This window comes from Psychrobacter sp. GP33, assembly GCF_014119005.1.
Classification (GTDB): Bacteria; Pseudomonadota; Gammaproteobacteria; order Pseudomonadales; family Moraxellaceae; genus Psychrobacter.
Genome location: NZ_JACGYX010000010.1, coordinates 1 through 23,150, shown reverse-complemented (window position 1 = coordinate 23,150; position 23,150 = coordinate 1). Strand labels below are relative to the sequence as shown.

Genomic DNA, 23,150 nt, shown 5'->3' with positions numbered 1-23,150 from the left:
GGCGTCGGTGTTATTGTCTCGAGACATGCTGTCCCTCATGCACGATAAAAACTTTACTAAAGCGTCTCAGGCTGCTGCCTTTTTAGGACTGATCCCTATTCAGTCTCTAAACCCATTTTCAAAGTAGTATATTCACTCAATGAGTTATCAGTATATGTTCGGTGCGCTATACAGGCATCGAACTACTTATGTTAGATACGGATTGCATGATTACTAAATCGATAGCATAGATTATTATTAAGCGGTATGCTTAAAATCTCCCAAGTTATTTTCTACGGGGTTTACAGCGTAGATCAGTTACTGAAGGGTCGCTAAGCTTGTCTCTCGCCTTCTCTTTATGGTATTTATAATCTGTCACAATTAACATGCTCTGTAAAATATTATTTTAGCCCTAATACTGTTTTTGCTGCAAAGTCACTGCCTCTACTTTGGCTAATCTCACTGTAATATTTGAGCTTATCTTTTGAAACTTGTTCTACCTGTTTAAAAGCAGACACCATATCGTGATGATCAAAATTATTAGGATCTAGGGTTGCACCTAATTCTTTTTGTTCAATATCATAAGCTATATTGAATTGGTCACTTGAAAACGGCAAGATAATCATTTCCTTTCCATAATACATCGCCTCGGTTAAAGTATTGCAACCACCATGGAATATAACTAAATCAATCCATGGCATTAAGGCAATTTGAGGTATAAAATCAGATATGATTGTTTTATCTGAACTGTGTTTTTCTAAGGCTTTTGCGTTTGCTCCAGCAGAAACAATAATAATTGCTTCTGGATACTGTTTTCTTGCTGACTTAATTAGTTTATCTAAAACGTCTTTACGATTGGATAAAAAGGTTCCTAGTGTAATAAGTATCTTCTTTTGATCATTATCTACAATATTTTTCCAATCATTGTCTAAATTGCGTCCTTTAAAACTATGCCCTGCATAAATTTTATAAGGCATGGTTTCTAATTCTTCCTGATTATTAAAATCAAAGTAGTTGTAAATAACCGCAATATCAGAAACTAAACTAAATGTATTATCAATCGGGTGAGCCAAATTCTTTTCAGAAACAATCTTGTTAAAAACTTCTGTAAATTCTTTTTGTGTGGCTTTTGACTCAGCTCTTAATCTGTCTAAATCGCTTTCTTCTAGCTTTATAGCAGAAGGCCAGTGTTTAGGTATTCCATAATTCATTCCTTCATCTGGAATTGTGTAAGGATGTGGTGGACAAAAGGTTATAAAATCTAAATCTAATGAATAGAGTGCTAAAGTGACGCTGTAAGATAAAATATCTACAACATATAAATCAACGTTAAACGTTTCATCAATCCTCTGGATATCATCGATTAATTTATGTGGATCATAAAGCATATCTGCTTTACGGTGTCTTGATTGAGTTATTAACGTCTCAACCGCTCCTTTTTTAGTTGATTCAAAAAACTCTTCTAAGCGTTCTTTTTCAGAATCTGGTTGATCTGTACTCTCTGCCTTTTGAGTATTTTTATTTGCACTAATATCAATTTCATAAAATTCTATTCCTTCACCCTCAACTTGATCTTTAAATTCTATGCTGCAACCCATATAAATTTTGACACCTAATTTATTAAAACTTTTTGCTAAGTTTAACAATGGATTGAAATGAGAATAAAATGGTGGACTAATAAAAAATATAGAACTATACTTCATTTTCTTTATCTCCTAGTACTGAAAGATAGGTATCAGTAAAAGTTTTAGCAATTTTATCAATTGAGAATTCTTTTTCGATTGTACCTTTACCTAATTTTTGAATTTCTCTAAATTCTTTTGTGCTTATATCAGAATTATAGAGAATTTTTTCTGTTGCTCTCGCAATCGTTTTAGAGCTAGAAGTATCAATTAAAAATCCGTTTTCTCTATTTCTAATATAACTTTTTACGCCACCTTTAATTGGTGCGATAATGAGAAAACCTCGAGACATTGCTTCTAAGATTGCGATCCCAAATTCTTCTTTAATACTTGATGCAAGGTAAATATGCGGAAAGTCAAACGTCTTTTTCTTGATGCTTTTTTCTATTAACTTTATTTTATCGTTATGTAGTGCACCTTTGTGGTAGAACTTATCTTTTAATTCAGGTCGATCCTTTATTTCTTGATTAAAAAAATCAATAATTTCTTTTTCATCTTTATTAGGGTTTTCTAAATCCCCACCAATAATCAACAAATTATAATTTTTATTTAATTTAGAATTTGACCATGCTTTAAATAAATTAACTTGTCCTTTTATCTTTGCAAGTCTACCAACATTTAAGATGATAGGTTTATCGCAGAAACTTGGATGGATTCCAATCAATTCGCTAAGGTTGCATACGTCGACATCTTCTTTATCTTTAAACATATCTTCGTCTGTCTTAATACCTTCTGCAATCATTTTAACTTTGTCCTTGATATTATAATGCGTGAATTGTGGAAAGTATAAGTGTAGTTCTTTGTTTACTTTTCCAGCACCAATGCCTAAAACTTTATCACTTTCAAAAATTAAGTTATCACCGATTGCTATCTTATTTGCTAAGATTTGAATTTCGTCAAAAGAAAATTTTTTTAATACACCTTCTTCATCAATCATATTACGATGTGGATCGGGTGCTAATGTTAAGACTAACTTTTTATTTAATTCTTTACTTAATTTTGCAACCGCAACAGATGCATTATCTAGATATCGGACATGGAATAAATCGGGCTGAGTATCTAGCTTTTCAAGATAATTTTTAATGTAACGTTTAGTAAATAGTTCTCTTTTTAAAAACGGATCCCTCACTGCTCTATTGAGGTACGCAGGCAGTCGAACAAATAAATGATTGTCTTGATAATTAACCATAAATGGTTTCTCACTGACATCACTTATGGTTATTGTTATAACTCGGTCAATTCTTTCATCAAAGGATACCTCACTACCCAAAATTTTTAAAAGAATTGCAAGACCTCCATTATTTCCTTTACCACTATCTTCAAAATCTCCATAGAACATAGATTGTAAAATAACAACACCATTTTTTTCTCGTTGATGCTTACCTTTTAAAAATTTAATATAATCGTTGACAAAGATAAGACTACCTTTAACCCTAATCTCATCTCTTATTAAGGTTAAATCTAAATTATCAATTGAATAAAAATGATCCAGCAGAGCTAGTATTTGAATTTTTATCGTTGTAGGATAATCTATTTTTATTTGATTGTATAAATATTCTTTCGATGCCTTCAAGTTAAACTGCTTTAAAGACTCAAATAATAAAGTGATAATATCAAAGTCATCCTTGTATTTTTCAATCATTCCTACAGTAGAATCTAGTGATAATATATCAGAATTTATTTCTAAGTTTAGATCTAACAAATGATATATTTTGTCTTTATTGTTATCTGTATTTTCAAGTTCTTTCCCAATAAGACTTTCAATTTTTTCTTTTGGATAGGCACTATACTCCTTAAGAATTGTGTCTATTGTGAATCTATCAGTGTAAGGGTTTTCTCCCAAATAAGATAAAAGTTCTTTAAGCTTGCTTTCATCGAGTTCATTACCTTTATTGATTTCATTAATATTATCAAATCTACTCAAAAAATTTTCTTCAATTATTTTTAATTGATTTTCAACACTCATTACATTTTTGATCAAAACCGGTGTGAAATCATAGGCACTATTATTTTTAAAGAAAGTTTTTCTTAGCTTCACAAATTGGTTCATATTTCATCCTGCTCTTGGTATTCAGGTAAATGTAATCAAACGCTGGCGATAGTATCAATACTTCTAAATTCAAATCTTCACTTGAGAGTTATTTCGCATTATTTTATATTCCCCATCATATCAAATTATAGTCAGTTCAAAATAATATTGTTATGGCTAGGGCAAATATCATAAAATAATTTAGATAAGTCATTTTGCATCCAGCCTTGGCATAGAAAATTTGCTTGAGCTCATTTCTTTTCAATGAGGTTCAGATCATTAGGTTGTCAGGCTTTTTTGTGTGCAGCACCTCTTCTCTTAAACATTATCCAAATTTAGTACGCCACTACAGTTAGCATTAAAAACCTAAGTTATTCTGATCGCTATCGTAGGAGTAAGTATATTGTGGAGTCTCAATAGTCATATCACCACCGATGACTTTTAGACTTTATCAGAGTCTGTCCTCTTAGTTTACCAAGTTTGGTTCTACAGTCTCTCCGGCATAGCTCAGATAGAGATAAGCCTAAAGACGTCATTCATCATAGCAATAGAGGGGTTCAGTATTTATCCATTCGCTACACTGATAAAATGAGTGACTCTGGTATTATTGCCTCTGTGGGCACAACGGGTGACTCCTATGACAATGCATTAGCCGAAACGGTTAATGGCCTTTATGAGTCTGAGGTGATTTATTATTTAAAGCAGAACTGGACTGGTGTGAACGATATTGAACTGGCAACCCTTGAATGGGTGGACTGGTTTAACAAAACACGGCTGCATAGCACGATTGGATATGTGTCACCCTTTGAGTTTGAAAAGCGGTATTATGATAATCTTAGTCTGTTAGGCATCGCTGCCTGACTCAAGTTAATCAGCCTCCGATAAAGTCGGGGCGGTTCAGTTTTCAAGTTATGAAAAGGTGATAACCTTGTGTTTGCATGGCCATAGCTTATCTTGTTTAGTAGATACTCCATCCTCTATTCTTGATAATAGCTATGGTAAAAGTACGGCATATTATGAATTATGGAAAAAACATTTATTTGGGATAAGTAATTATGTTGCATATATATATAATTTCATTAAAGCAGGATATAGAAAGGAGACAGGCGATTAGTAAATCCCTAGAAAACCTTGGTTTGAAATTTATTTTTATTGATGCTATTTATGGAAGGGAGTTATCAGAAGATTTCATAAAAATAACTAGAGATAAAAGTAGAGGAGGAATTCTTAATAGAGGCTTCTCAGTAACCCCTGGCGAGATTGGATGTACTTTAAGCCACCTTAAAGCTTACCAAGATATATTGGATAAAAATATAGATTGGGCATGTATTTTAGAAGATGATGTTATTTTAGATGAAAGATTTGAGACATTTATTCGTACTTTTCAAGCTACTGAATTAGATCCAACATCACTTTATATTCTTGGTGGTCAGATTGATGTTTCTAAAGATAAAATTGTTAAGAGTATCAAAAACATCACTGTAGTAGGTGGTCAGAAGTTTAGTAAAACTATTAAAAGCGAGGGTTTTATTTATGGAACTTGCTGTTATCTTATGAGCTCATGTTTAGCTGAAAAACTTATAACTTTGTCCCAAGTCAACTTTATAGTTGCTGATGACTGGCAATATTTAGTAGGAAACGATGTTATCCAAAAAATATACTTATCTGAATTTGTCGATCATCCATCAGGCCTTTCTAATAAAAGTCGTTTAAAAAAAGAAAGGGAGCTTGCAGCTTTAAACAAAGTATCAATTAACCCTTAATAGAAAAACTTCTTTTCCTTTAAGGGTTAAGGATGATATAAAATCACGACTTAGATTACATGTGTTGAAAGCATATAGGTATATAGAAAAAAGAAATTATTTAACATACCTAACGATATTGCTTCTATACACAAGAGTATACCCCATAGAGACTACCCCTAACCTCTCATAAACTTATTTATAGACCATCTTAATAAGACTGATATAATAGAACCACTTATATTAGACTTATTAGGATGGTTATGTTTATTCGAGCGTATTTAAGAGCCTCAACCAAAGAACAAGATGCCAAACGTGCAAAAGCAGAGTTAGTACAGTTTGCCAAAGAGCATGATCATAAGATTTCATCTTTCTATGTGGAAAATGAATCAGGAGCAACTCTGGTACGTCCACAGCTGATGCAATTGATTGAGGATGCGCATGAGGGTGATATTATCCTAGTCGAGCAAATAGACCGCCTAGCTCGCTTAAATCCAGCGGATTGGGACACCTTAAAGCGGTTGCTATCAGAAAAGAAGCTGTCGGTAGTCTCCAAAGAGTTGCCAACGTCTTATATGGCGTTCCAATCTGAGGGCAGCACTGAGTTTATGAGCAGTATGCTGCAAGCCATCAATGCCATGCTTTTGGATATGTTAGCGGCCATTGCCAGAAAAGACTATGAAGACAGACGTCACCGTCAGATGCAAGGTATCGCTCGTGCCAAGGCGGAAGGCAAATACGTAGGTCGCCGGATGGATATTGAGAAGCGAAAGATTATCGCCAGTCTTCTGAAATCCGGTCATAGCTATTCGGACATTCAAAAAACCGCTAAGTGCTCACGGCAGTTGATTGCAGTGGTGTCTAAAGAAATTAAAAATACGTCGACGTAAATACCTATATTTGCTTTATAAGATTTTGCTTATGCATTACTGCGTTAGTAAAACAGAACGTTGTGATACATTAAAAACATTGTGGTAACAGCCACATTAATTCGTAGCGACAGATCGAATATGCGCAGTGGGGAACACCGCACTAAATGTCGAGCCTATACCTTCTGTTGACTCAATTTTCAATGTCGTCTCATACTGATATAAGACATGTTTCACAATTGCTAACCCCAACCCTGTACCGCCTGTGGCGCGGCTGCGACCACTGTCAACTCGATAAAAGCGCTCAGTCAAACGCGTCACATGCTCTGGAGCAATGCCAAGGCCATTATCTATAACTTCGAATAAACAGCCGGTAGAGGTTTTTGACCAACTTATAACGATGTTGCCATACTTTGGAGTATATTTGATGGCATTAATGACTAGATTGGACAATGCACTATTCAAATACATCTCTGATCCATACAGACCATCATAGGTGTCAATCTGCAAATGAATCGTATGCTCATACTCTTGGTTATAAGCCTGCGCATCATCATAGATGTGGGTAAGCAGCTTGGTCATATCAATATAATGTAACTCATGCGTCTCTTCGATTTCAATACGAGATAGCAGCAATAAATCATTCACCACTCTATTCATGCGAACGGTCTGCTGAGTCATTAACTCAAAGCCACGTCGCCAATGCGGCGGCATATCTGGCTGATCTGAGAAGTTTTCCAGATATCCCATCAGTACCGTTAATGGCGTTCGTAGCTCGTGAGAGACGTTCGCTACAAAATCACGGCGCATTTGTTCTAAATGTTGTAGACGCGTCACGTCATAAATAATCAATAACTTTTCATCGCCAAAAGGTGTGAGCTCGCACTTTAAATAACGGTTGGTATCCCGCCATGACGTAATATGGACGCCATCATTGGGTATTGGCGACGTCTGATAGTATTGTTTGAATTCAGGAATATCAATAAACTCAAAAATGCTTTTGCCATGATCTTCTGAGCGTAACAATAATAAGTCTTCGGCAGCCTGATTCCACCACTCCAAACCATCATTATCGTTGAGCAAGATGACTGCATCTCGTAGTGCTCGTAAAGCGCTTCTGATTTTCTCAAGTTGCTCCGTTGTATTTTGCTGAGAGACATATTGTTTGTATTTCTGTTTGTTGTTCTTTTGGATTTTTTCTATACTCGTTTTCATACTCATCCGTTGTTGTTAACGCTATTTACTATATTGTCATGTATTGACTGTTTTTTAATATTAGATTGCCGTTATTCAACCCGACTAGAAAATCGATAGCCAGTACCGCGAACCGTTTGGATTAAGGTATTACAGCCGTAAGGTTGCAGTAATTTGCGTAATCGCCGAATATGTACATCAATCGTCCGATCTTCGATATAAACATTCCCTCCCCAGACTTGATCTAGTAGTTGCGTACGTGTATAGGCACGTTCCGGATGGCTCATAAAAAATGCTAATAGACGGTATTCTGTTGGACCTAAGTCGATGATTTTATCATTGGCAGTGACGCGCTGACTTTTATTATCGAGGCTAAGCTGACCGATTTTGATAGGCTTATCGCTATTGAGTGCACTAGTACGACGTAGTACCGCCTTGATTCTTGAGATTAACTCACGAGTTGAAAAAGGTTTTGTCATATAGTCATCAGCCCCAGCATCAAGACCGTGAACCTTACTATCCTCTTCACTTTTTGCAGTCAGCATAATGACTGGTATCTCACAAAGCATCTCATCATTTTTGAGCATGCGGCAAAAATCAATACCACTTTTTTTCCCTGGCAGCATCCAATCTAGCAAAATCAGCGCCGGACGGTAATCAACCACTTGCTGATGCGCCACTAGAACATCAGCTGCCTGTAAACTCTTAAAACCCGCCATCTCTAACGTCATGACCACCATCTCACGAATGGCAGGCTCATCTTCAACAATCAAAATCTGCTCGTTCTGCATACCGCGCTCTCATTTATCATAATAAAAAGTAAAAAAGATAAAAAATCAGGGAACAAAAAAAGGATTAAGCACTTGCCAATATCTGCTTATTAAACGTCTTAATTGTGACGGTTTGATGACATCTATCTTTTAATTAAAAACTAAAGTGTCGACATAGCGCTACCAAGCGTCTGAATATAAACCCATATATTTTCAGGCTTCTACTTTTTTCACAAAAATGACTTATTTCATCAAACTGTCATATTTGCTGGTCACAATATGCTCATTAACCACAGAGCAACATGGCAGCAAAAATCGTAGCGGTGAAAACATTAATATCGACATTATTATTGATAAATACCTCACATTCAAATCTGACCACCTTTAGGAGACATAATGCGTTATTCATTCATGGCTGTCGCAGTCGCTAGCATCTTAACTTTAGCAGCGTGCAATCAAACCACTAGCAATGGCGATAAAACCAATAATCCTGCCATGTCAGCGGCTTCTAGCAGCGACTCTAATGTTACCTCAGATGAAAATATATCCATGAACATTACCGGGGCTGGTGCCTCTTTCCCTCAGCCTATTTATGCGAAATGGTCAGATGCTTATCATAAAGCCACAGGCGGCCAAGTAAATTATCAGTCCATCGGCTCGTCAGGCGGTATCAAACAAATCGTGGCAAAAACTGTTGATTTTGGTGCATCTGACGCTCCAATGACTCCAGAAGAATTAGAGGAAGCTGGTCTGATTCAGTTCCCAAGTGTCATCGGCGGTGTGGTTCCTATCGTAAATATCGACGGTATTAAACCCGGTCAGTTACAACTTGATGGCAAAACGCTGGCAGATATTTATTTGGGTAAAATCAGCAAGTGGAATGATCCAGCTATCGCTGCTCTGAATCCAACACTTGCATTGCCTGACGTTGCAATAACCACTGTGTTCCGTTCAGACGGTTCTGGCACCACATTTAACTTCACCGATTATCTGGCAAAAGTCTCAAATGATTGGAAATCAAGCGTCGGTGTCGATAAAACCGTGAAATGGCCAACTTCAGCGACTGGTGCAGGCGGTAAGGGCAATGAAGGGGTTTCAAGTTACGTGAATCGGATGAAAAACTCCATTGGTTATGTCGAATATGCTTATGCTAAGCAAAATGGTATGGCTCACGTTGCTCTGAAAAACGCGGCAGGTAATGTGGTTCAGCCATCTGCCCAAACTTTTGCTGCCGCTGGCGACATTGATTGGTCGCAGTACAAAGGGTTTTATAAAGTGATTACCAACTCTGAAACAGCTCAAGCTTGGCCTATTGCAGCGGCTACTTTTATTTTAGTACATAAGCAGCCACAAGACGCCAAACAAGTCGCTGGAGTGTTGGCATTTTTTGACTGGGCATATGCTAAAGGTGATGAGGACGCACTGGCGCTAGATTACGTGCCTTTCTCTGATAGTGCCGTTGCTTTGTTCAAAGCCCAGTGGAATGAAGTTGTCGATAGTGAAGGCAAGCCGGTTTATTCTCAATCTCAAACGCCTCAATCTCAAACCAATTAACCCCCTCAATTCTCATTTTCAAAGCAGACTTATCAGATTATTGAGGCTTTTATGACAGACTTAACCCGCCAATTGGCAAAACAAAAACGCTACGATGCTATTTTTGTCAATGCGACCAAAGCATTTGCAATCTTAGTGCTGCTGTCGCTTGGCGGCATCTTGCTCTCCTTAATCGTAGGAGCATGGCCAAGTATCACCGAGTTTGGATTGGGGTTTTATACCAGTAATAACTGGGACACTGTGAATGATAAATATGGAGCTCTTGCACCCATTTATGGGACGATTGTTACCTCCGTGATTGCTATTGCTATTGCAGTGCCAGTCAGCTTTGGCATTGCTATTTTTTTAACCGAGTTATGCCCCAATTTTTTAAAAAAGCCATTGGGAATTGCCATTGAGCTATTGGCAGGAATCCCGTCCATTATCTATGGTATGTGGGGATTGTTCGTATTTGCGCCTTATTTTAGCGAGCATATTCAACCATGGCTCATTGAAAACATCGGTCCGTTACCACTTATCGGACAATTTTTTAAGGGCGCACCGATGGGGCTTGGCATGTTCACCGCCTCTTTGGTGTTGGCGATTATGATTATTCCCTTTATCGCCGCTACCATGCGTGATGTGTTTTCTGTAGTGCCTGATTTGTTAAAAGAATCCGCCTATGGCATGGGTGCGACGACGTGGGAGGTGATGTTCAAAATCATCTTACCGTATACCAAAGCTGGTGTGGTCGGTGGCGTGATTCTAGGGCTCGGTCGGGCATTGGGCGAGACCATGGCGGTAACCTTTTTAATTGGTAATGCTTTTAATATCAGCCCCAGTTTATTCACCTCTGGTGTGACGATTACCTCAGCACTTGCCAATGAGTTTGCCGAGGCGTCCAGTGAGTTACATTTAGCCTCACTATTGCATTTGGGCTTGATTCTGTTTGTGATTACCTTTGTCGTCTTATCTCTCTCTAAATTAATGCTGATGCGAATGAACCAAAAATCTGGTCTGTAATGAACGTTTTAATCAGCGTTTTTAATCAATAACAATGCGACTGTTATTTGAAAGACTCTTATATTTAATAGCTATTTGAAAAAAATTATAACACCTTGAACAGAGGAAAAACGCCCGATGACTTCAGCATTAATCACCCCTGACGCCACCCAAACGAGTGCGCTTGATGTGCGTTTCGAGGATCGCTATAACAAGCGTTTGTATCGTAAGCGCCAGTTTATCAATCGAATGGGACTTGGTTTTGCTATTTCAGCGATTGCCTTTGGTTTGTTTTGGCTGACTTGGATTTTGATGACGCTGTTTATTGAAGGGTTTCAAGGGCTGATTGAGATGCCTGTATTCACGGCAGATACGCCGCCGCCCATGGGTGAAGGTGGTCTGCGCAATGCCATTGTGGGTTCAGTGATGTTGGCGGGGTCAGGCTTAGTTCTTGGAACACCGATAGGCATGATGGCGGGTATTTATTTGGCAGAGTTCTCACATGGCAGCGTATTGGGTAAAGTTACCCGTTTTTTAAATGACATTTTACTGTCTGCGCCGTCTATCGTGATTGGTCTGTTCGTCTACGCCTTGATGGTGAAAGGTCAAAGTTTTTCAGGATGGGCAGGTGCCATTGCCCTTGCTTTGATTGTGATACCCATCGTCGTGCGCACCACTGAAAATATGCTCAACCTTGTGCCCAATACCTTACGTGAAGCGGCTTATGCGCTAGGTACGCCAAAGTGGAAGCTGATTAGCACCGTTACTTTAAAAGCCGCAAAAGCGGGGTTGGTCACTGGCGTACTATTGGCATTTGCGCGTATTACCGGTGAGACAGCACCCTTGCTATTTACTGCATTAAACAACCAATACTTCAGTACCGATATGGGTCAACCGCTCGCAAACTTGCCCAATACCATTTACCAATTCGCCATGAGCCCTTATGAAAACTGGCATGCACTGGCATGGGCAGCGGCATTAATTATTACTGCTACGGTATTGATTGTTAATATTATTGCCCGCTATGTTGGTGGCAAAGACCACACCCGATAGTTAATTATTAAACGGTTCTCTAAACCTGCCTACCCTAAATTTATCTACAAAACTGATTTTATACACATTGATGACCCAATTTTAAAAAATGGAAGACGATCATGACAGATGTTAAAAAAAGAAAAGCAGTTAAGAAAACCATGAGTAAAGACATCACCACACGCGGTTTATTAGGGCAGCCTATTTCTACTAGTACATCATGGCAGCAGCCTGATAGTGATTTTTTAACCCAGCAAACGGTAGCGGATATCCCTGAAGATATGCCACCTGCCAAAATGACCATTCGTGATTTAAACTTTTATTATGGTAATTTTAAAGCGTTAAGAAATATCAATATTGACATACCAGAGAAAAAAGTCACGGCATTTATTGGTCCCTCAGGCTGTGGTAAATCAACCCTGCTGCGCACCTTTAATCGTATGTATGACTTATATCCCAGTATGCATGCTGAAGGTAAGGTGACTTTAGACGGTCATAATATTTTGGCAAAAGAGATGGATGTCAACTTGCTACGTGCACGGGTCGGCATGGTGTTTCAAAAACCTACACCGTTTCCGATGTCGATATACGACAACGTAGCGTTTGGCGTGCGTCTATACGAAAAGCTGAGCAAAGCTGAGATGGATGAGCGTGTTGAATGGGCGCTTAAAAAAGCAGCGTTATGGCTTGAGGTGAAAGACAAGCTAAAAGCTTCAGGATTATCATTATCAGGCGGTCAACAACAACGGCTTTGTATTGCTCGCGGCGTGGCAACCAAGCCTGAAGTTTTGTTATTGGACGAGCCAACCTCAGCATTAGATCCGATATCGACAGGGGCGATTGAGGATTTAATTACTGATTTAAAAAATGATTATACCATTGCGATTGTGACTCATAACATGCAGCAGGCAGCACGTGTTTCCGACTATACCGCTTATATGTATCTGGGCGACATGGTAGAGATGGGTACGACTGATCAGATATTTACCAATCCAGCACAAAAGGCAACTGAAGATTATATTACCGGACGTTATGGCTAGGCTTCTCTTTATTTAAAGTACTTATTTATAGCCTTTATTGATAAGCAATACTAATACGACTAAGGAAGCAACCATGTTAATAGCGCAAAAACATCTGTCAAAAAGTTTTGATAATGATTTACAGGAAGTAATTGAATTGTTCATGCAAATGGGACGCCTAGCAGCTGAGCATGTCATGATTGCCACCCGCGCCTTGATATCAGCAGATGAGGTAATCGCCAAAAAAGTCATTGATGACGACCATATTATCAATCAATTAGAGATAAAAATTGATGAGCAAATTATATTATTGGTTGCCAAACGTCAGCCAACCGCCAATGATTTACGCTTAGTCATGGCACTGAGTAAAGGCATTGTCGACTTTGAACGTATAGGAGATGAGGCAGTAAAAATTGCCCGTATGGCGTGTCAATTGATTGAAGAAGGGGCATCCCCAAAGGGCTACTCAGAGGTTCAGCATTTATCCAATCAGGTGCGCTTGATGTTGCTCAATGCTATTGAGGCGTTTTCGCGTATGGATCCGCAGCAGGCATTTTCAGTGTTACAGGGCGATACCGCGGTTGATGAAGAATATCAGTCTGCCACGCGCTCATTGATGACATATATTATGGAAGACAATCGCCATGTGTCCAAAGTGATTAATATTTTGTGGGTATTGCGCGCACTTGAGCGCGTAGGCGATCATGCGCGCAATATCGCAGAGTTGGTCATTTTTTGTACCAGTGGCAAAGATATTCGTCACACCAATTTTTTGCAAATTGAACAAGTGTTACAACAAATCACTAATGTTGACAGCCACTAAGACATGTCGAGTATAAGTAATAACTAGGTAGCAAAAATAGTAAAGTAATGATTTTTGTATCGACCTTCCAATTTTTTTAGTCAATAGAAATTTGAGCGTTACTATTAATTCTATAGAAGTAGACTTGGGAGGTTTGAGTTAAATAGCCTGACAGTAACCGTTAATTCTCATCTGCTGTGGCGTATTCAAACCTAACCCTTTTTAATTATAGTCTTATACCATTCCGATGTAGTTGGATAGGTTTATTGAGTTCATGAATCGTTCAATAACTACTCTTCTAAAGCATCGTTAATCATATCTTGGTAGTTTCTATTGGTAGTTTCTATCTGCCACTTTGGCTCTGTTTTTAAAATCGGCTTTAGTACTGCGGCTCATCAGATTTACAATGGCAGAAAAGCTATTTAGTAACATACCTTAAATACAGAAAAATTTGTGTTACTCCACAACTGGCGTACCCTCTGTGGTAAAAGCAAAAGCTTTATTACTATAGCTGGCTATCATCACCGCTTCGATAACGGGCGTAACCGTATCGTCTATACCTTCCACTTCAATGATAAAATTCGCGCCAGATCCACCCTTATCTTCTTCTTTTTCAACAATATAATTGAGTGTAGCCATAGGAGGTATTTCTACGGGATTTTTGACATAAGATTTTAAAAATGTGCCATCCGTACCATAGTAGTCAATTTTATTGATATAGAGTGAGTTTTTTAGAGTCGTATTGCGTACGCTAAGGGTCGCTGATAACAATACTCTACGGTTGTCTTTATCGGTATAAATGTCGGAATAAATCGGCACATAAAAGGTTTGCTTGTAGCGAAAATTACTACGGTCAACTTTGGTTGTTGTCTCAAGCTCAACAATCGGGTCTTGATGCGTTTCTGTATACATAATGTTGGGGTCATCCAACGACTTATTGCAGCTGGTTAGAAAACTTAAGCTGGCAATAAACAAGACAGATAGATAGCATTTATTCATCATATTACCCTCTATGACTGTTATCGCTTAGTGTGCTTTTACACCTACACTACGCAGAAACTGATTGATATGTTTATTAGCGCCATAGACTACCAGTACATCGTTATCTTGGAGCACTTGTTCTGGGGTGGCTAAACCTTGAATACTTGGCTTGCGTTGGGTTCGACCAAAGCTATCATCATAATGCTCATATTGCATGGTGCTTAATAATTTAATATTAAATTTATGTTCCATCTGTAATGCGGCAACTGTTTTACCAATCAAAGCCTCTGGAATGCTAATCTCAACAATACTAAAACTATCTGTCAAACTATACGAGTCTACAAAATAGCGTAATGACAGTCGTTTTGACCAGCGCATCGCTGACTCTTTTTCCGGATGAAATATATCGTCAACACCAATGGCTTGCAGCACTTTTTCATGGAGTGGATTGATACTGCGACTGATTAAATGCCGCGCGTTTAGCGTTTTAAATAAGGCGGTTGCCATGACATTCGCCCCTTGATCTTCTCCAATCGCTACCACCACGATATCAGTATCGACAATTGGTAACCCCTTGACCGTATACTCGTCGGTCGCATCCATACAGATTGTATGAGTGATAAGCTCCTTGTAAGCTTCAACCTTTTGCATGCTGATATCGATAGCAATGACCTCATGACCTTGGCTAGTGAGCGCCACACCCAATGAAGAACCAAAACTACCCAAACCCACGATGATATATTTCATAAAGCGCCTTGTAATGAGCCAGTAATAAGCAGCGTGCTCTTGTTAGTTAATGGTAATCTCTTCGGTCGGATAACGATAGTTACCTTGGTGTCTATTTTTAATCAAGGCGATAAAAATCGTTAACATACCGACGCGCCCAACAAACATAATGACAGAAATCACAAGTTTGTTAAAAGTGGATAAATCAGCCGTCAGATTTAAACTTAAGCCCACAGTGCTATAAGCTGAAAAACATTCAAAAATAACTTTAATCAATTCAAGCTCAGGCTGATCATAACTGATAAGCGTCACGCCCAGTCCAATAACCAACAGCGACAACCACATAATGGAGAATGCTCGACGAATAGAGATGTCTGAAATTTCACGACGGAATACTTCAACTTTGGTTTGACCACGCGCAATGCTTAAGGTGTTTAATATGGCAATTGCTAACGTACTGGTCTTGATACCACCGCCGGTCGAGTTTGGAGACGCCCCAATCCACATTAAAAAAATAGTTAGCATAATCGTTGGAAACGCCAGCGCGTCCATATCAGCGATATTAAATCCTGCTGTTCGGGGCGTCGCTGCGGTAAATAGTCCCGTTATTACCTTGCCATAAAAGCTACGATGCTCAGCTAAAATGCCATGATATTCAAACATCATGACCCCAATCAGTCCAATCAGTAACAACATACCTGAAGTAACTAACGTAATTCGACTATTGATACTCAATAGCCACGGCTGATAGGCATAACGCTGACTATTACGATAAAGCAAACGCTGGGCACGGTGCCGTAGATAGCGCAGTAGATTGACGACAATAATAAATCCCATACCACCAAATAAAAACGTAGTACTGATAATCAGCTGTAAAGGATAGTTAAAGCGCAGCGAGTCATCATATAATCCGGCGCTAAATGTCGAGAATCCCGCATTACAAAACGCAGAAATGGCATGAAATCCGGCAAAGAACATTTTTTCAGCGCCACTCATCCCTGGTAGATCATAAATACTGATATAAATAAGAATAGCAGCCAGTGCCTCAACGCCAAAAGTCACATACAGGATAGATTTCAGAGTCGTGACCGCATCGCCTATTCGCCGAGCGTAAGTCATCTCGCCAATACTCAGCTGAGTCTCATAACTGACGCCGCCCTTAAAAAAATAGCTGAAATAAGTCACAAAAGTCAGAATACCAAGACCACCAATTTGAATCAACCCTATGATAATCACTTGCCCAAAAGTTGTGAAACGCGTTGCCGTATCAACCACAATCAGACCTGTCACACATACCGCACTGGTCGCTGTAAATAGCGCATCGATAAACGATATCGGTTGCGTGGTGGCTTTTGGCATCATTAATAGCAGTGATCCAACCAGCACAACTGATAAGAAACTCAATATAAAAAACTGTCCCGGTCTTAAAAAAGCACGGTTAAGATTAAAATCATTATCGGATATTTCACGTATAAAAGTGACCAATACAGCGATTTTAATGGCAATAAAACCATCAATAGCCATTGAGTATCCTGCTCTCACTAAGTCAGCTAAATGCACCATAAGTAAGATAAAAATGGTCACACTGGTGAGCAAGTCAAAAATTGCCACCTTATTCAATACCAGAGGCCTATCTGACTGTAGGTAGCGACCTACGGTAGCAACAAAGCCCAATAATACAAGGGTAAGATAAAAGACATGAAAAAGTTGTTGCAACCATATTGAGAGCGCAAATCCGCTATCAACTAAAGCAACCCCGACCCCAATTAAGCTGATAACAATCATAAATTTATTTAAAAAACGATACGGTAATGTTGCGCGCATAGCTCAAGTCCAGAACAGGATAAACCAACATACTTATACTCCTTTTTTCTGTCATTCACTAAGAATGGTTTTTAAGAATCGTAACCATTTATGATGAATTTTATTATGAAACTCTATAATTGAAAGCAAACGTTAATGTTGAGCTTAATCCTACTAAAATTAAATTAAACTAATAAGTGCTCTTTACATCAACCGTTATTTATCAAGCTGCTTGATTAATATTTTCTACTTTAGTTCCTGCAAATCTAATGTCACGGTTCAATCATCTTAAGGTTGGCCTCGTAATCAAAAAAAATTTAAGTAATCATCTAAAAGCCATCAGTGAGACGTATAGATATCTTTCAATAAAAATTCAGTAGTTTTATAAAACAAATTAAAACAATATAATTAATTGATTTTAAATATTATGATAGATAGGTTGTAATAGAGCTTAGACAATTGATCTTGAATATTGAACTTCAGCGATTAGCCAACTTAGCTTATATATTTACAATGTTTTATACCTTACGACAGCGGTGATATCTCGTTGCACGCGCTAACCAATTTCTTCAAGGAGAAGCACCATGAGTGATAAAAAATGTCCTTACGCACCGACCCAATTAACCATGGGAAATGGCGCACCAGTTGCAGACAATCAAAACAGTCTCACCGCAGGTAAGCGAGGTCCATTATTAGCACAAGATATTTGGCTCAATGAAAAGCTCGCTAACTTTGCCCGCGAAGTAATTCCAGAGCGCCGTATGCACGCCAAAGGCTCTGGCGCATTTGGTACCTTTACGGTGACCAACGACATTACTCAATATACTCGTGCCAAAATCTTTAGCGAAGTTGGTAAGCAAACTGAAATGTTTGCCCGTTTTAGTACGGTAGCAGGTGAGCGCGGTGCAGCTGATGCAGAACGTGATATTCGCGGTTTTGCCTTGAAGTTTTATACCGAAGAGGGTAATTGGGATATGGTGGGAAATAATACGCCAGTATTCTTCTTACGTGATCCGCGCAAATTTCCAGACTTAAATAAAGCAGTTAAGCGTGATCCACGTACCAATATGCGTTCGGCAACCAATAACTGGGATTTTTGGACGCTACTACCAGAAGCCTTGCATCAGGTCACTATCGTCATGAGTGATCGCGGTCTTCCAGCTTCCTATAGAAATATGCATGGTTTTGGTTCGCACACCTATAGTTTTTGGAATGAAGCCAAAGAACGTTTTTGGGTCAAATTCCATTTTCGCACCCAGCAAGGCATCAAAAACTTAACCGATGCAGAAGCGGCAGATGTCGTTGGCTCGGATCGTGAAAGTCATCAAAAAGATTTGTACGATGCTATCGAAAATGGCGATTTTCCAAAGTGGAAAATGTACGTGCAAATCATGCCGGAAGCTGAGGCGGATACCGTCCCTTATCATCCGTTTGACTTGACTAAAGTATGGCCAAAAGGCGACTATCCGCTGATTGAAGTTGGCGAATTTGAATTGAATAAAAATTCTGACAACTACTTCGTCGATGTCGAACAAGCAGCATTTGCCCCAAGTAATCTAGTGCCAGGTATCAGCGTATCACCTGATAAAATGCTACAAAATCGCTTGATTAATTATGCCGATGCCCAGCGTTATCGTGTTGGTGTCAATCATCAGCAGATTCCAGTGAACAAACCACGCTGCCCAGTGATGAGCAATCATCGTGATGGTGAAGGGCGTGTCGATGACAACTATGGTAGTCGTCCACACTATGAGCCAAACAGCTTTAGTCAGTGGCAAGAACAGCCAGACTATGCTGAGCCGCCATTAAAGATTGACGGTGATGCCGCGCATTATGATTTCCGTGAAGATGATAGCGACTATTTCAGCCAGCCACGCGCTTTGTTTCACTTGATGAATGATGAGCAACAGCAAGTGTTATTTGATAATACCGCGCGAGGAATGGGCGACGCCTTAGACTTTATCAAGTATCGTCATATTCGTAACTGTAATATGTGTGACCCTGCGTATGGCGAAGGTGTGGCTAAAGCGCTTGGTATGAGAGTTGAAGATGCAATAACAGCACGGGAAACTGATCCAGCACGTCATTTGCCTAGCTTTTTATAATTAATAACATTTAAACAAACAACACCGCTCTAGAATATCTAGAGCAGTGTTGTTTGTTTGAGTTCTAAACTACAAACGCAATAATTTTTCACAGTAACTAGTCATTGCTGGTTAAATATTATGAAAGCTACTAGCTGACTAATTTTTACTACCTTTCTGCCAAGGTGCTTAGGCTATGCCAACACGATCTAAGCAATAAGCAATAAGCAATAAGCAATAAGCAATAAGCAATAAGCAACTGAAAATAAGGCCTATTATAATAATTTTACTCATTTACTCATTTACTCATTTACTCATTTACTCATTTACTCATTTACTGGAGGTTAGTAGATTTTTGCTTAGCCAATCCATCTAATTGTTATTAAGCCACCCGGTGCTTCTTAAATCTTTCCGTGTGTTCAAAGATGTCCTTGTATACCTCACCACGATCAATAGACCTATAGACTTAATCATCGAGTAGTACCATTAGATTGAACTGGAGCTCCGCCTTGATGTTCTCACGCTTGTTCCAGTAGTGTACTTGGCTTTGGTCATCAATCGCCTATTTGACGGCTCTGGAGAGCTCTAAGAGCCTGTCTTCAAGATAGATGAAATCATATTTATGGACTAACATCAGGATAATGTCATAAAACGCCTTCTCCTCAAAGTCAATTCCCACCTCACCGAATGAGTCCATCTCAGCATGCAACTCATAATACAAATTAATGATCTTATCTGAGCAATTACCGATGACCTCATCGCGTAGCACGTCTTGCTCGTTACACTCATTGTACTTATCGACCAACGCATTCACTTTTTTAGTGAAGTTGACCTCTACCTTATTGGTATTTTTCATCTCTTCAATTGCCTTGGTAAATAAGTCAATCTCACCGTCACTGGTTTCACCAAATTTGAATATATTTTCCACCTTTTAGCTGATTAAAACTGCTTTAACCAAGTCTCATACCTATCGGTTCATTTGTTTAACGTCAACAGCGCCTCCTATGACTATTCTAAAGAGGATGGTACGAATGGCTATGTAGTAGTAAACCTCATCCTTACGCGACTGTATGAGCTCATTACTGTCCACATAAATGTCACAAGCAAACCTAATGCCTTCTGCTGAGTCTATAAAGTTCTTTTCTACCTTTTTAATTTGCAAGGTAAAGTTAGCATCAGCGTTGAGGGTGTCATCTACAGACGTACCTATAAAGCCAACATAGGCAACATCGGATAAAAAGTCATGCAGGTTTTGTCATTATCGCTAGTCTCAATTTGTGTGATAAGTTATGAATGGCTATAAAGTGGTAGACAGGCAACGCAAAAAAGATGGCATATGGTCACAGTAAAGGACTGATCATGACTATTACTTACCTTAGAGATCTAGATACCATGTTCTTAATTTTTGTATTTATGAATGTTGCATAATCTATCTTCTTTCTGCATTTAAAACAGCCATATTTTTAGAAATATATAGGTGTAAATTCTCATATTTATCAAGTTATCCACAGAAAAAAACGAGTTTTATATTAAAAGGTTTTTATTTAATCCTGTTTAACCTTGTTTACTCTTGTTTAGAGCACTTTTTCCTTTTTAAAATCAAAGGGTTACAAGCCGAGAACACACAAAATGACGCGAGAACACACAAAATGACGCGAGAACACACAAAATGACGCGAGAACACACAAAATGACGCGAGAACACACGTCATATCAAACATGTTTTTTTGTATGGTTGATAACTGATTTTATTCGTTATAATATATCTCCTAATTTGGGCATAGAGAATCTCATATGGAAAACAATCTGGTCGCTAAATCAAATGATTTAGTAGTCGCTAGCTATGCGTTAACTCGTCACGAGCAAAATTTATTATTGGCGTGTGTCAGTCAAATAAACTCGCTACCAGACGCACCGATTGTTTCTATTGAAAGTCGGTTCATCGTTACTGTTGAGCAGATTAAAGGTTTATTTTATCGAGGTTCTACTGAGCGTAATGCTTATAGAGATTTGAAAAAAGCCGCTGATCATCTTTTTGAGAGAGAGGTGACGATAAAGTTAGATAATGATGAGACGCTACGCACGCGATTTGTATCTAGTGTTAAATTTCAGCCCAATGATGCACAAGTGACTCTTAGGTTCGCTGAAGATATATTGCCTTATCTAACTCAGCTCAAGAATAATTTCACCCGATACAGACTCGCAGATACGGTAGAGTTAACTAGCGTTTACGCGGTAAGGCTGTATGAGATGATCGTGTGTTGGCAAGGACAAAACAGATGGAGTGAAACATTAGATTTAGATGATTTTCGCTACATGATGGGCGTTGAGAATAAATATCGACAGTTTAGTAACTTACGTGATCGTGTATTAAATACAGCCGTAGAGCAGATTAACGAAAACACTAATTATAACGTCACCGTTTCCTATCGAAAGGTTAAACGAGAACATCGAAGCGTTACGTTTGCATTCTATAAAAAAGGAGCCCTCTTACTAACAGATGATAAGGGCGCATTGTCTTTAGATAAAATCAGACGTATCGTTCGATCTTCACAATTCACTGCAGACTATAATGACCACTGCTTATTGTCAGTCGAAGCCAGAGAAAGTAACGAAGCGTTTTGGGCAAAAGCGGAACAACTGATAGCAGAGCGTCCAAAAGAGTTTTCTAAACGACCCTTTGATGATTACCTTAAGTCAAAATAGGTAGACGTTATAGTTAATTAGTCTGTAAATTTACTCTCTATGTAACTGTTTTCACTTAATAAATGCTATTATTTTATAGTATACTCAAATACTCAAATACTCAAATACTCAAATACTCAAATACTCAAATACTCAAATACTCAAATACTCAAATACTCAAATACTCAAAACGGATAATGTCCTATGAAAGTCATCGCAGTATTGAATCAGAAGGGTGGTAGTGGTAAGACCACTATTGCCACTCAGCTTGCCCGTGGCTTACAGTTGCAGGGACATAGTGTATTGCTAGTAGATAGTGATAAGCAGGGTAGTGCACGCGATTGGCGAGCGGTTGATGAGGACAATCCGGTGCCAGTCATTGGGCTTGATCGTCCAACGCTTGATAAAGATTTAAAGAGCGTGTCGGATAAAGATTATGTGGTGATTGATGGTTCACCGCAAGCCACTAGCCTTGCTATATCAGCAATCAAAGCGGCTGACTTTATTTTGATACCTGTACAGCCCAGTCCGTATGATATTTGGGCGACTAGTGATTTGGTCGATTTGGTACAGCAGCGCATAGAGGTGATGGATGGTCAGTTAAAAGCCGCCTTTATAGTCTCTCGTGCCATCCAAAATACTAATATTGGTAAAGAGGTAGCGACAGCACTCTTAGATTACGGTTTGCCAGTTTTGGAGACCAGAATCATGCAGCGTGTTGCTTATCCTAACAGCGCTGCCATCGGCAAAACCGTTTTTGATACTGAGTCGCCTAACAGCAATGCGATACAAGAGATGACGGCATTGGTTAATGAAGTCAAAACATTTTTTAGTGAGGAGTAAGTGATGAGTCTGACAGCCGGTCGCCCGAGTAAGAAGTCAAATAATGAATCAAATCTATCAGATTTTACTGATAAACCTAAAAAGACAGTTCGGGTGAATTTTAACTTGGATGAGGAGGTGTATATTGCACTTAAAAGATATGTGCTTGATAATCGTAAAACAGTCACGCAGCTATTAACTGAAATGATTGATGAAAAAGTGGTAGAACGATAAGTAAGCAATTCCATTTAGACCCTATAGCAAAAGCTACAACCAAACTAAATTTATTAACAAGTCAGGTGCATCAAGCGGAGTCTTCCTCCTAAGATAGAAGTGGAAATTGATCAACATTGGCATATATCAGCGTACTAATAAGTATGCCAATTGCACTAAACCA

At 38.7% G+C, this 23,150-nt stretch carries 19 protein-coding genes and 1 pseudogene; 12 read left to right on the top strand and 8 right to left on the bottom strand.

The window, feature by feature from the left end; all coding sequences use genetic code 11:
• Positions 1-380: 380 nt before the first annotated feature.
• On the bottom strand, positions 381-1,682 hold the full coding sequence (locus H2245_RS11165) for a glycosyltransferase (protein WP_182407481.1): 1,302 nt from the start codon (positions 1,680-1,682) through the stop codon (positions 381-383).
• On the bottom strand, positions 1,672-3,711 hold the full coding sequence (locus tag H2245_RS11160; protein WP_182407479.1) for a glycosyltransferase family 4 protein: 2,040 nt from the start codon (positions 3,709-3,711) through the stop codon (positions 1,672-1,674). Before H2245_RS11160 ends, H2245_RS11165 begins: the two co-directional genes overlap by 11 nt.
• A 459-nt stretch (positions 3,712-4,170) precedes the next feature.
• Between H2245_RS11160 and H2245_RS11155 the strand changes: the two are divergent.
• From H2245_RS11155 to H2245_RS11145, 3 genes and pseudogenes are all read left to right on the top strand, one after another.
• Positions 4,171-4,551: pseudogene (locus H2245_RS11155) on the top strand (integrase core domain-containing protein); the annotation flags it as partial.
• 194 nt (positions 4,552-4,745) lie between these two features.
• Entirely contained in the window at positions 4,746-5,453 is a 708-nt protein-coding gene (locus tag H2245_RS11150) for a glycosyltransferase family 25 protein (protein WP_182407477.1), read from the top strand.
• A gap of 242 nt (positions 5,454-5,695) precedes the next feature.
• On the top strand, positions 5,696-6,322 hold the full coding sequence (locus tag H2245_RS11145; protein ID WP_182407475.1) for a recombinase family protein: 627 nt from the start codon (positions 5,696-5,698) through the stop codon (positions 6,320-6,322).
• Between the two features lie 96 nt (positions 6,323-6,418).
• Here the strand turns inward: H2245_RS11145 and phoR are convergent, their stop codons facing one another.
• The gene (gene phoR / locus H2245_RS11140; RefSeq protein ID WP_182407473.1) at positions 6,419-7,516 is read right to left on the bottom strand and encodes a phosphate regulon sensor histidine kinase PhoR; all 1,098 of its coding nucleotides are present in this window, start codon (positions 7,514-7,516) and stop codon (positions 6,419-6,421) included.
• Positions 7,517-7,587: 71 nt separating this feature from the next.
• The gene (gene phoB / locus H2245_RS11135; RefSeq protein ID WP_182407471.1) at positions 7,588-8,286 is read right to left on the bottom strand and encodes a phosphate regulon transcriptional regulator PhoB; all 699 of its coding nucleotides are present in this window, start codon (positions 8,284-8,286) and stop codon (positions 7,588-7,590) included.
• A 375-nt stretch (positions 8,287-8,661) separates the two neighbouring features.
• On the opposite strand from phoB, the gene pstS reads away from it, so the two are divergent.
• The 5 genes from pstS (at position 8,662) to phoU (ending at position 13,674) form a co-directional block, all read left to right on the top strand.
• Positions 8,662-9,819, top strand: a complete 1,158-nt coding sequence (gene pstS / locus H2245_RS11130; protein WP_182407469.1) for a phosphate ABC transporter substrate-binding protein PstS — start codon at positions 8,662-8,664, stop codon at positions 9,817-9,819.
• 51 nt (positions 9,820-9,870) lie between these two features.
• Positions 9,871-10,821 carry a phosphate ABC transporter permease subunit PstC gene (gene pstC / locus H2245_RS11125; RefSeq protein ID WP_182407467.1) on the top strand — a complete coding sequence of 317 codons (951 nt, stop codon included), beginning with the start codon at positions 9,871-9,873 and terminating at the stop codon, positions 10,819-10,821.
• A gap of 117 nt (positions 10,822-10,938) precedes the next feature.
• The gene (gene pstA / locus H2245_RS11120) at positions 10,939-11,853 is read left to right on the top strand and encodes a phosphate ABC transporter permease PstA (protein WP_182407465.1); all 915 of its coding nucleotides are present in this window, start codon (positions 10,939-10,941) and stop codon (positions 11,851-11,853) included.
• Between the two features lie 101 nt (positions 11,854-11,954).
• Positions 11,955-12,872, top strand: a complete 918-nt coding sequence (gene pstB, locus H2245_RS11115) for a phosphate ABC transporter ATP-binding protein PstB (protein ID WP_182407463.1) — start codon at positions 11,955-11,957, stop codon at positions 12,870-12,872.
• 73 nt (positions 12,873-12,945) lie between these two features.
• On the top strand, positions 12,946-13,674 hold the full coding sequence (gene phoU, locus H2245_RS11110; protein WP_182407461.1) for a phosphate signaling complex protein PhoU: 729 nt from the start codon (positions 12,946-12,948) through the stop codon (positions 13,672-13,674).
• Between the two features lie 435 nt (positions 13,675-14,109).
• Here the strand turns inward: phoU and H2245_RS11105 are convergent, their stop codons facing one another.
• Genes H2245_RS11105 through H2245_RS11095 form a run of 3 tightly spaced genes read right to left on the bottom strand, consistent with a single transcriptional unit; the run spans position 14,110 to position 17,184 of the window.
• Entirely contained in the window at positions 14,110-14,655 is a 546-nt protein-coding gene (locus tag H2245_RS11105; RefSeq protein ID WP_310734140.1) for a DUF3124 domain-containing protein, read from the bottom strand.
• A 24-nt stretch (positions 14,656-14,679) separates the two neighbouring features.
• Complete coding sequence (locus H2245_RS11100) at positions 14,680-15,381, bottom strand: TrkA family potassium uptake protein (RefSeq protein ID WP_182407460.1); 702 nt, start codon at positions 15,379-15,381, stop codon at positions 14,680-14,682.
• Positions 15,382-15,423: 42 nt separating this feature from the next.
• Positions 15,424-17,184: a TrkH family potassium uptake protein gene (locus H2245_RS11095; RefSeq protein WP_182407458.1), complete on the bottom strand. Its 1,761-nt coding sequence runs from the start codon at positions 17,182-17,184 to the stop codon at positions 15,424-15,426.
• Positions 17,185-17,747: 563 nt separating this feature from the next.
• Between H2245_RS11095 and H2245_RS11090 the strand changes: the two genes are divergently transcribed.
• A complete protein-coding gene (locus tag H2245_RS11090; protein WP_182407456.1) occupies positions 17,748-19,268 on the top strand; it encodes a catalase in 1,521 nt (506 codons plus the stop codon).
• 541 nt (positions 19,269-19,809) lie between these two features.
• Here the strand turns inward: H2245_RS11090 and H2245_RS12010 are convergent.
• Entirely contained in the window at positions 19,810-20,175 is a 366-nt protein-coding gene (locus H2245_RS12010) for a type I restriction enzyme endonuclease domain-containing protein (protein ID WP_220464429.1), read from the bottom strand.
• An 865-nt stretch (positions 20,176-21,040) separates the two neighbouring features.
• On the opposite strand from H2245_RS12010, the gene H2245_RS11080 reads away from it, so the two are divergent.
• The 3 genes from H2245_RS11080 to H2245_RS11070 all read left to right on the top strand — a co-directional run bounded on the left by H2245_RS11080 (position 21,041) and on the right by H2245_RS11070 (position 22,987).
• A complete protein-coding gene (locus H2245_RS11080; RefSeq protein ID WP_182407455.1) occupies positions 21,041-21,952 on the top strand; it encodes a replication initiation protein in 912 nt (303 codons plus the stop codon).
• A gap of 183 nt (positions 21,953-22,135) precedes the next feature.
• The gene (parA, locus tag H2245_RS11075) at positions 22,136-22,774 is read left to right on the top strand and encodes a ParA family partition ATPase (protein WP_182407453.1); all 639 of its coding nucleotides are present in this window, start codon (positions 22,136-22,138) and stop codon (positions 22,772-22,774) included.
• Positions 22,775-22,777: 3 nt separating this feature from the next.
• Entirely contained in the window at positions 22,778-22,987 is a 210-nt protein-coding gene (locus H2245_RS11070; RefSeq protein WP_182407451.1) for a chromosome partitioning protein ParB, read from the top strand.
• Positions 22,988-23,150: the final 163 nt, after the last annotated feature.

Excerpts from the sequence above, each read along its gene's own strand:
- pstC (WP_182407467.1), top strand. The coding sequence starts at position 9,871 with ATGACAGACTTAACCCGCCAATTGGCAAAACAAAAACGCTACGATGCT.
- H2245_RS11100 (WP_182407460.1), bottom strand. The coding sequence starts at position 15,381 with ATGAAATATATCATCGTGGGTTTGGGTAGTTTTGGTTCTTCATTGGGT.
- pstA (WP_182407465.1), top strand. The coding sequence starts at position 10,939 with ATGACTTCAGCATTAATCACCCCTGACGCCACCCAAACGAGTGCGCTT.
- parA (WP_182407453.1), top strand. The coding sequence starts at position 22,136 with ATGAAAGTCATCGCAGTATTGAATCAGAAGGGTGGTAGTGGTAAGACC.
- H2245_RS11145 (WP_182407475.1), top strand. The coding sequence starts at position 5,696 with ATGTTTATTCGAGCGTATTTAAGAGCCTCAACCAAAGAACAAGATGCC.
- H2245_RS11095 (WP_182407458.1), bottom strand. The coding sequence starts at position 17,184 with ATGCGCGCAACATTACCGTATCGTTTTTTAAATAAATTTATGATTGTT.
- pstB (WP_182407463.1), top strand. The coding sequence starts at position 11,955 with ATGACAGATGTTAAAAAAAGAAAAGCAGTTAAGAAAACCATGAGTAAA.
- phoB (WP_182407471.1), bottom strand. The coding sequence starts at position 8,286 with ATGCAGAACGAGCAGATTTTGATTGTTGAAGATGAGCCTGCCATTCGT.
- H2245_RS11090 (WP_182407456.1), top strand. The coding sequence starts at position 17,748 with ATGAGTGATAAAAAATGTCCTTACGCACCGACCCAATTAACCATGGGA.
- H2245_RS11160 (WP_182407479.1), bottom strand. The coding sequence starts at position 3,711 with ATGAACCAATTTGTGAAGCTAAGAAAAACTTTCTTTAAAAATAATAGT.
- pstS (WP_182407469.1), top strand. The coding sequence starts at position 8,662 with ATGCGTTATTCATTCATGGCTGTCGCAGTCGCTAGCATCTTAACTTTA.
- H2245_RS11150 (WP_182407477.1), top strand. The coding sequence starts at position 4,746 with ATGTTGCATATATATATAATTTCATTAAAGCAGGATATAGAAAGGAGA.
- H2245_RS11165 (WP_182407481.1), bottom strand. The coding sequence starts at position 1,682 with ATGAAGTATAGTTCTATATTTTTTATTAGTCCACCATTTTATTCTCAT.
- phoU (WP_182407461.1), top strand. The coding sequence starts at position 12,946 with ATGTTAATAGCGCAAAAACATCTGTCAAAAAGTTTTGATAATGATTTA.
- H2245_RS11105 (WP_310734140.1), bottom strand. The coding sequence starts at position 14,655 with ATGATGAATAAATGCTATCTATCTGTCTTGTTTATTGCCAGCTTAAGT.
- phoR (WP_182407473.1), bottom strand. The coding sequence starts at position 7,516 with ATGAAAACGAGTATAGAAAAAATCCAAAAGAACAACAAACAGAAATAC.
- H2245_RS11070 (WP_182407451.1), top strand. The coding sequence starts at position 22,778 with ATGAGTCTGACAGCCGGTCGCCCGAGTAAGAAGTCAAATAATGAATCA.
- H2245_RS11080 (WP_182407455.1), top strand. The coding sequence starts at position 21,041 with ATGGAAAACAATCTGGTCGCTAAATCAAATGATTTAGTAGTCGCTAGC.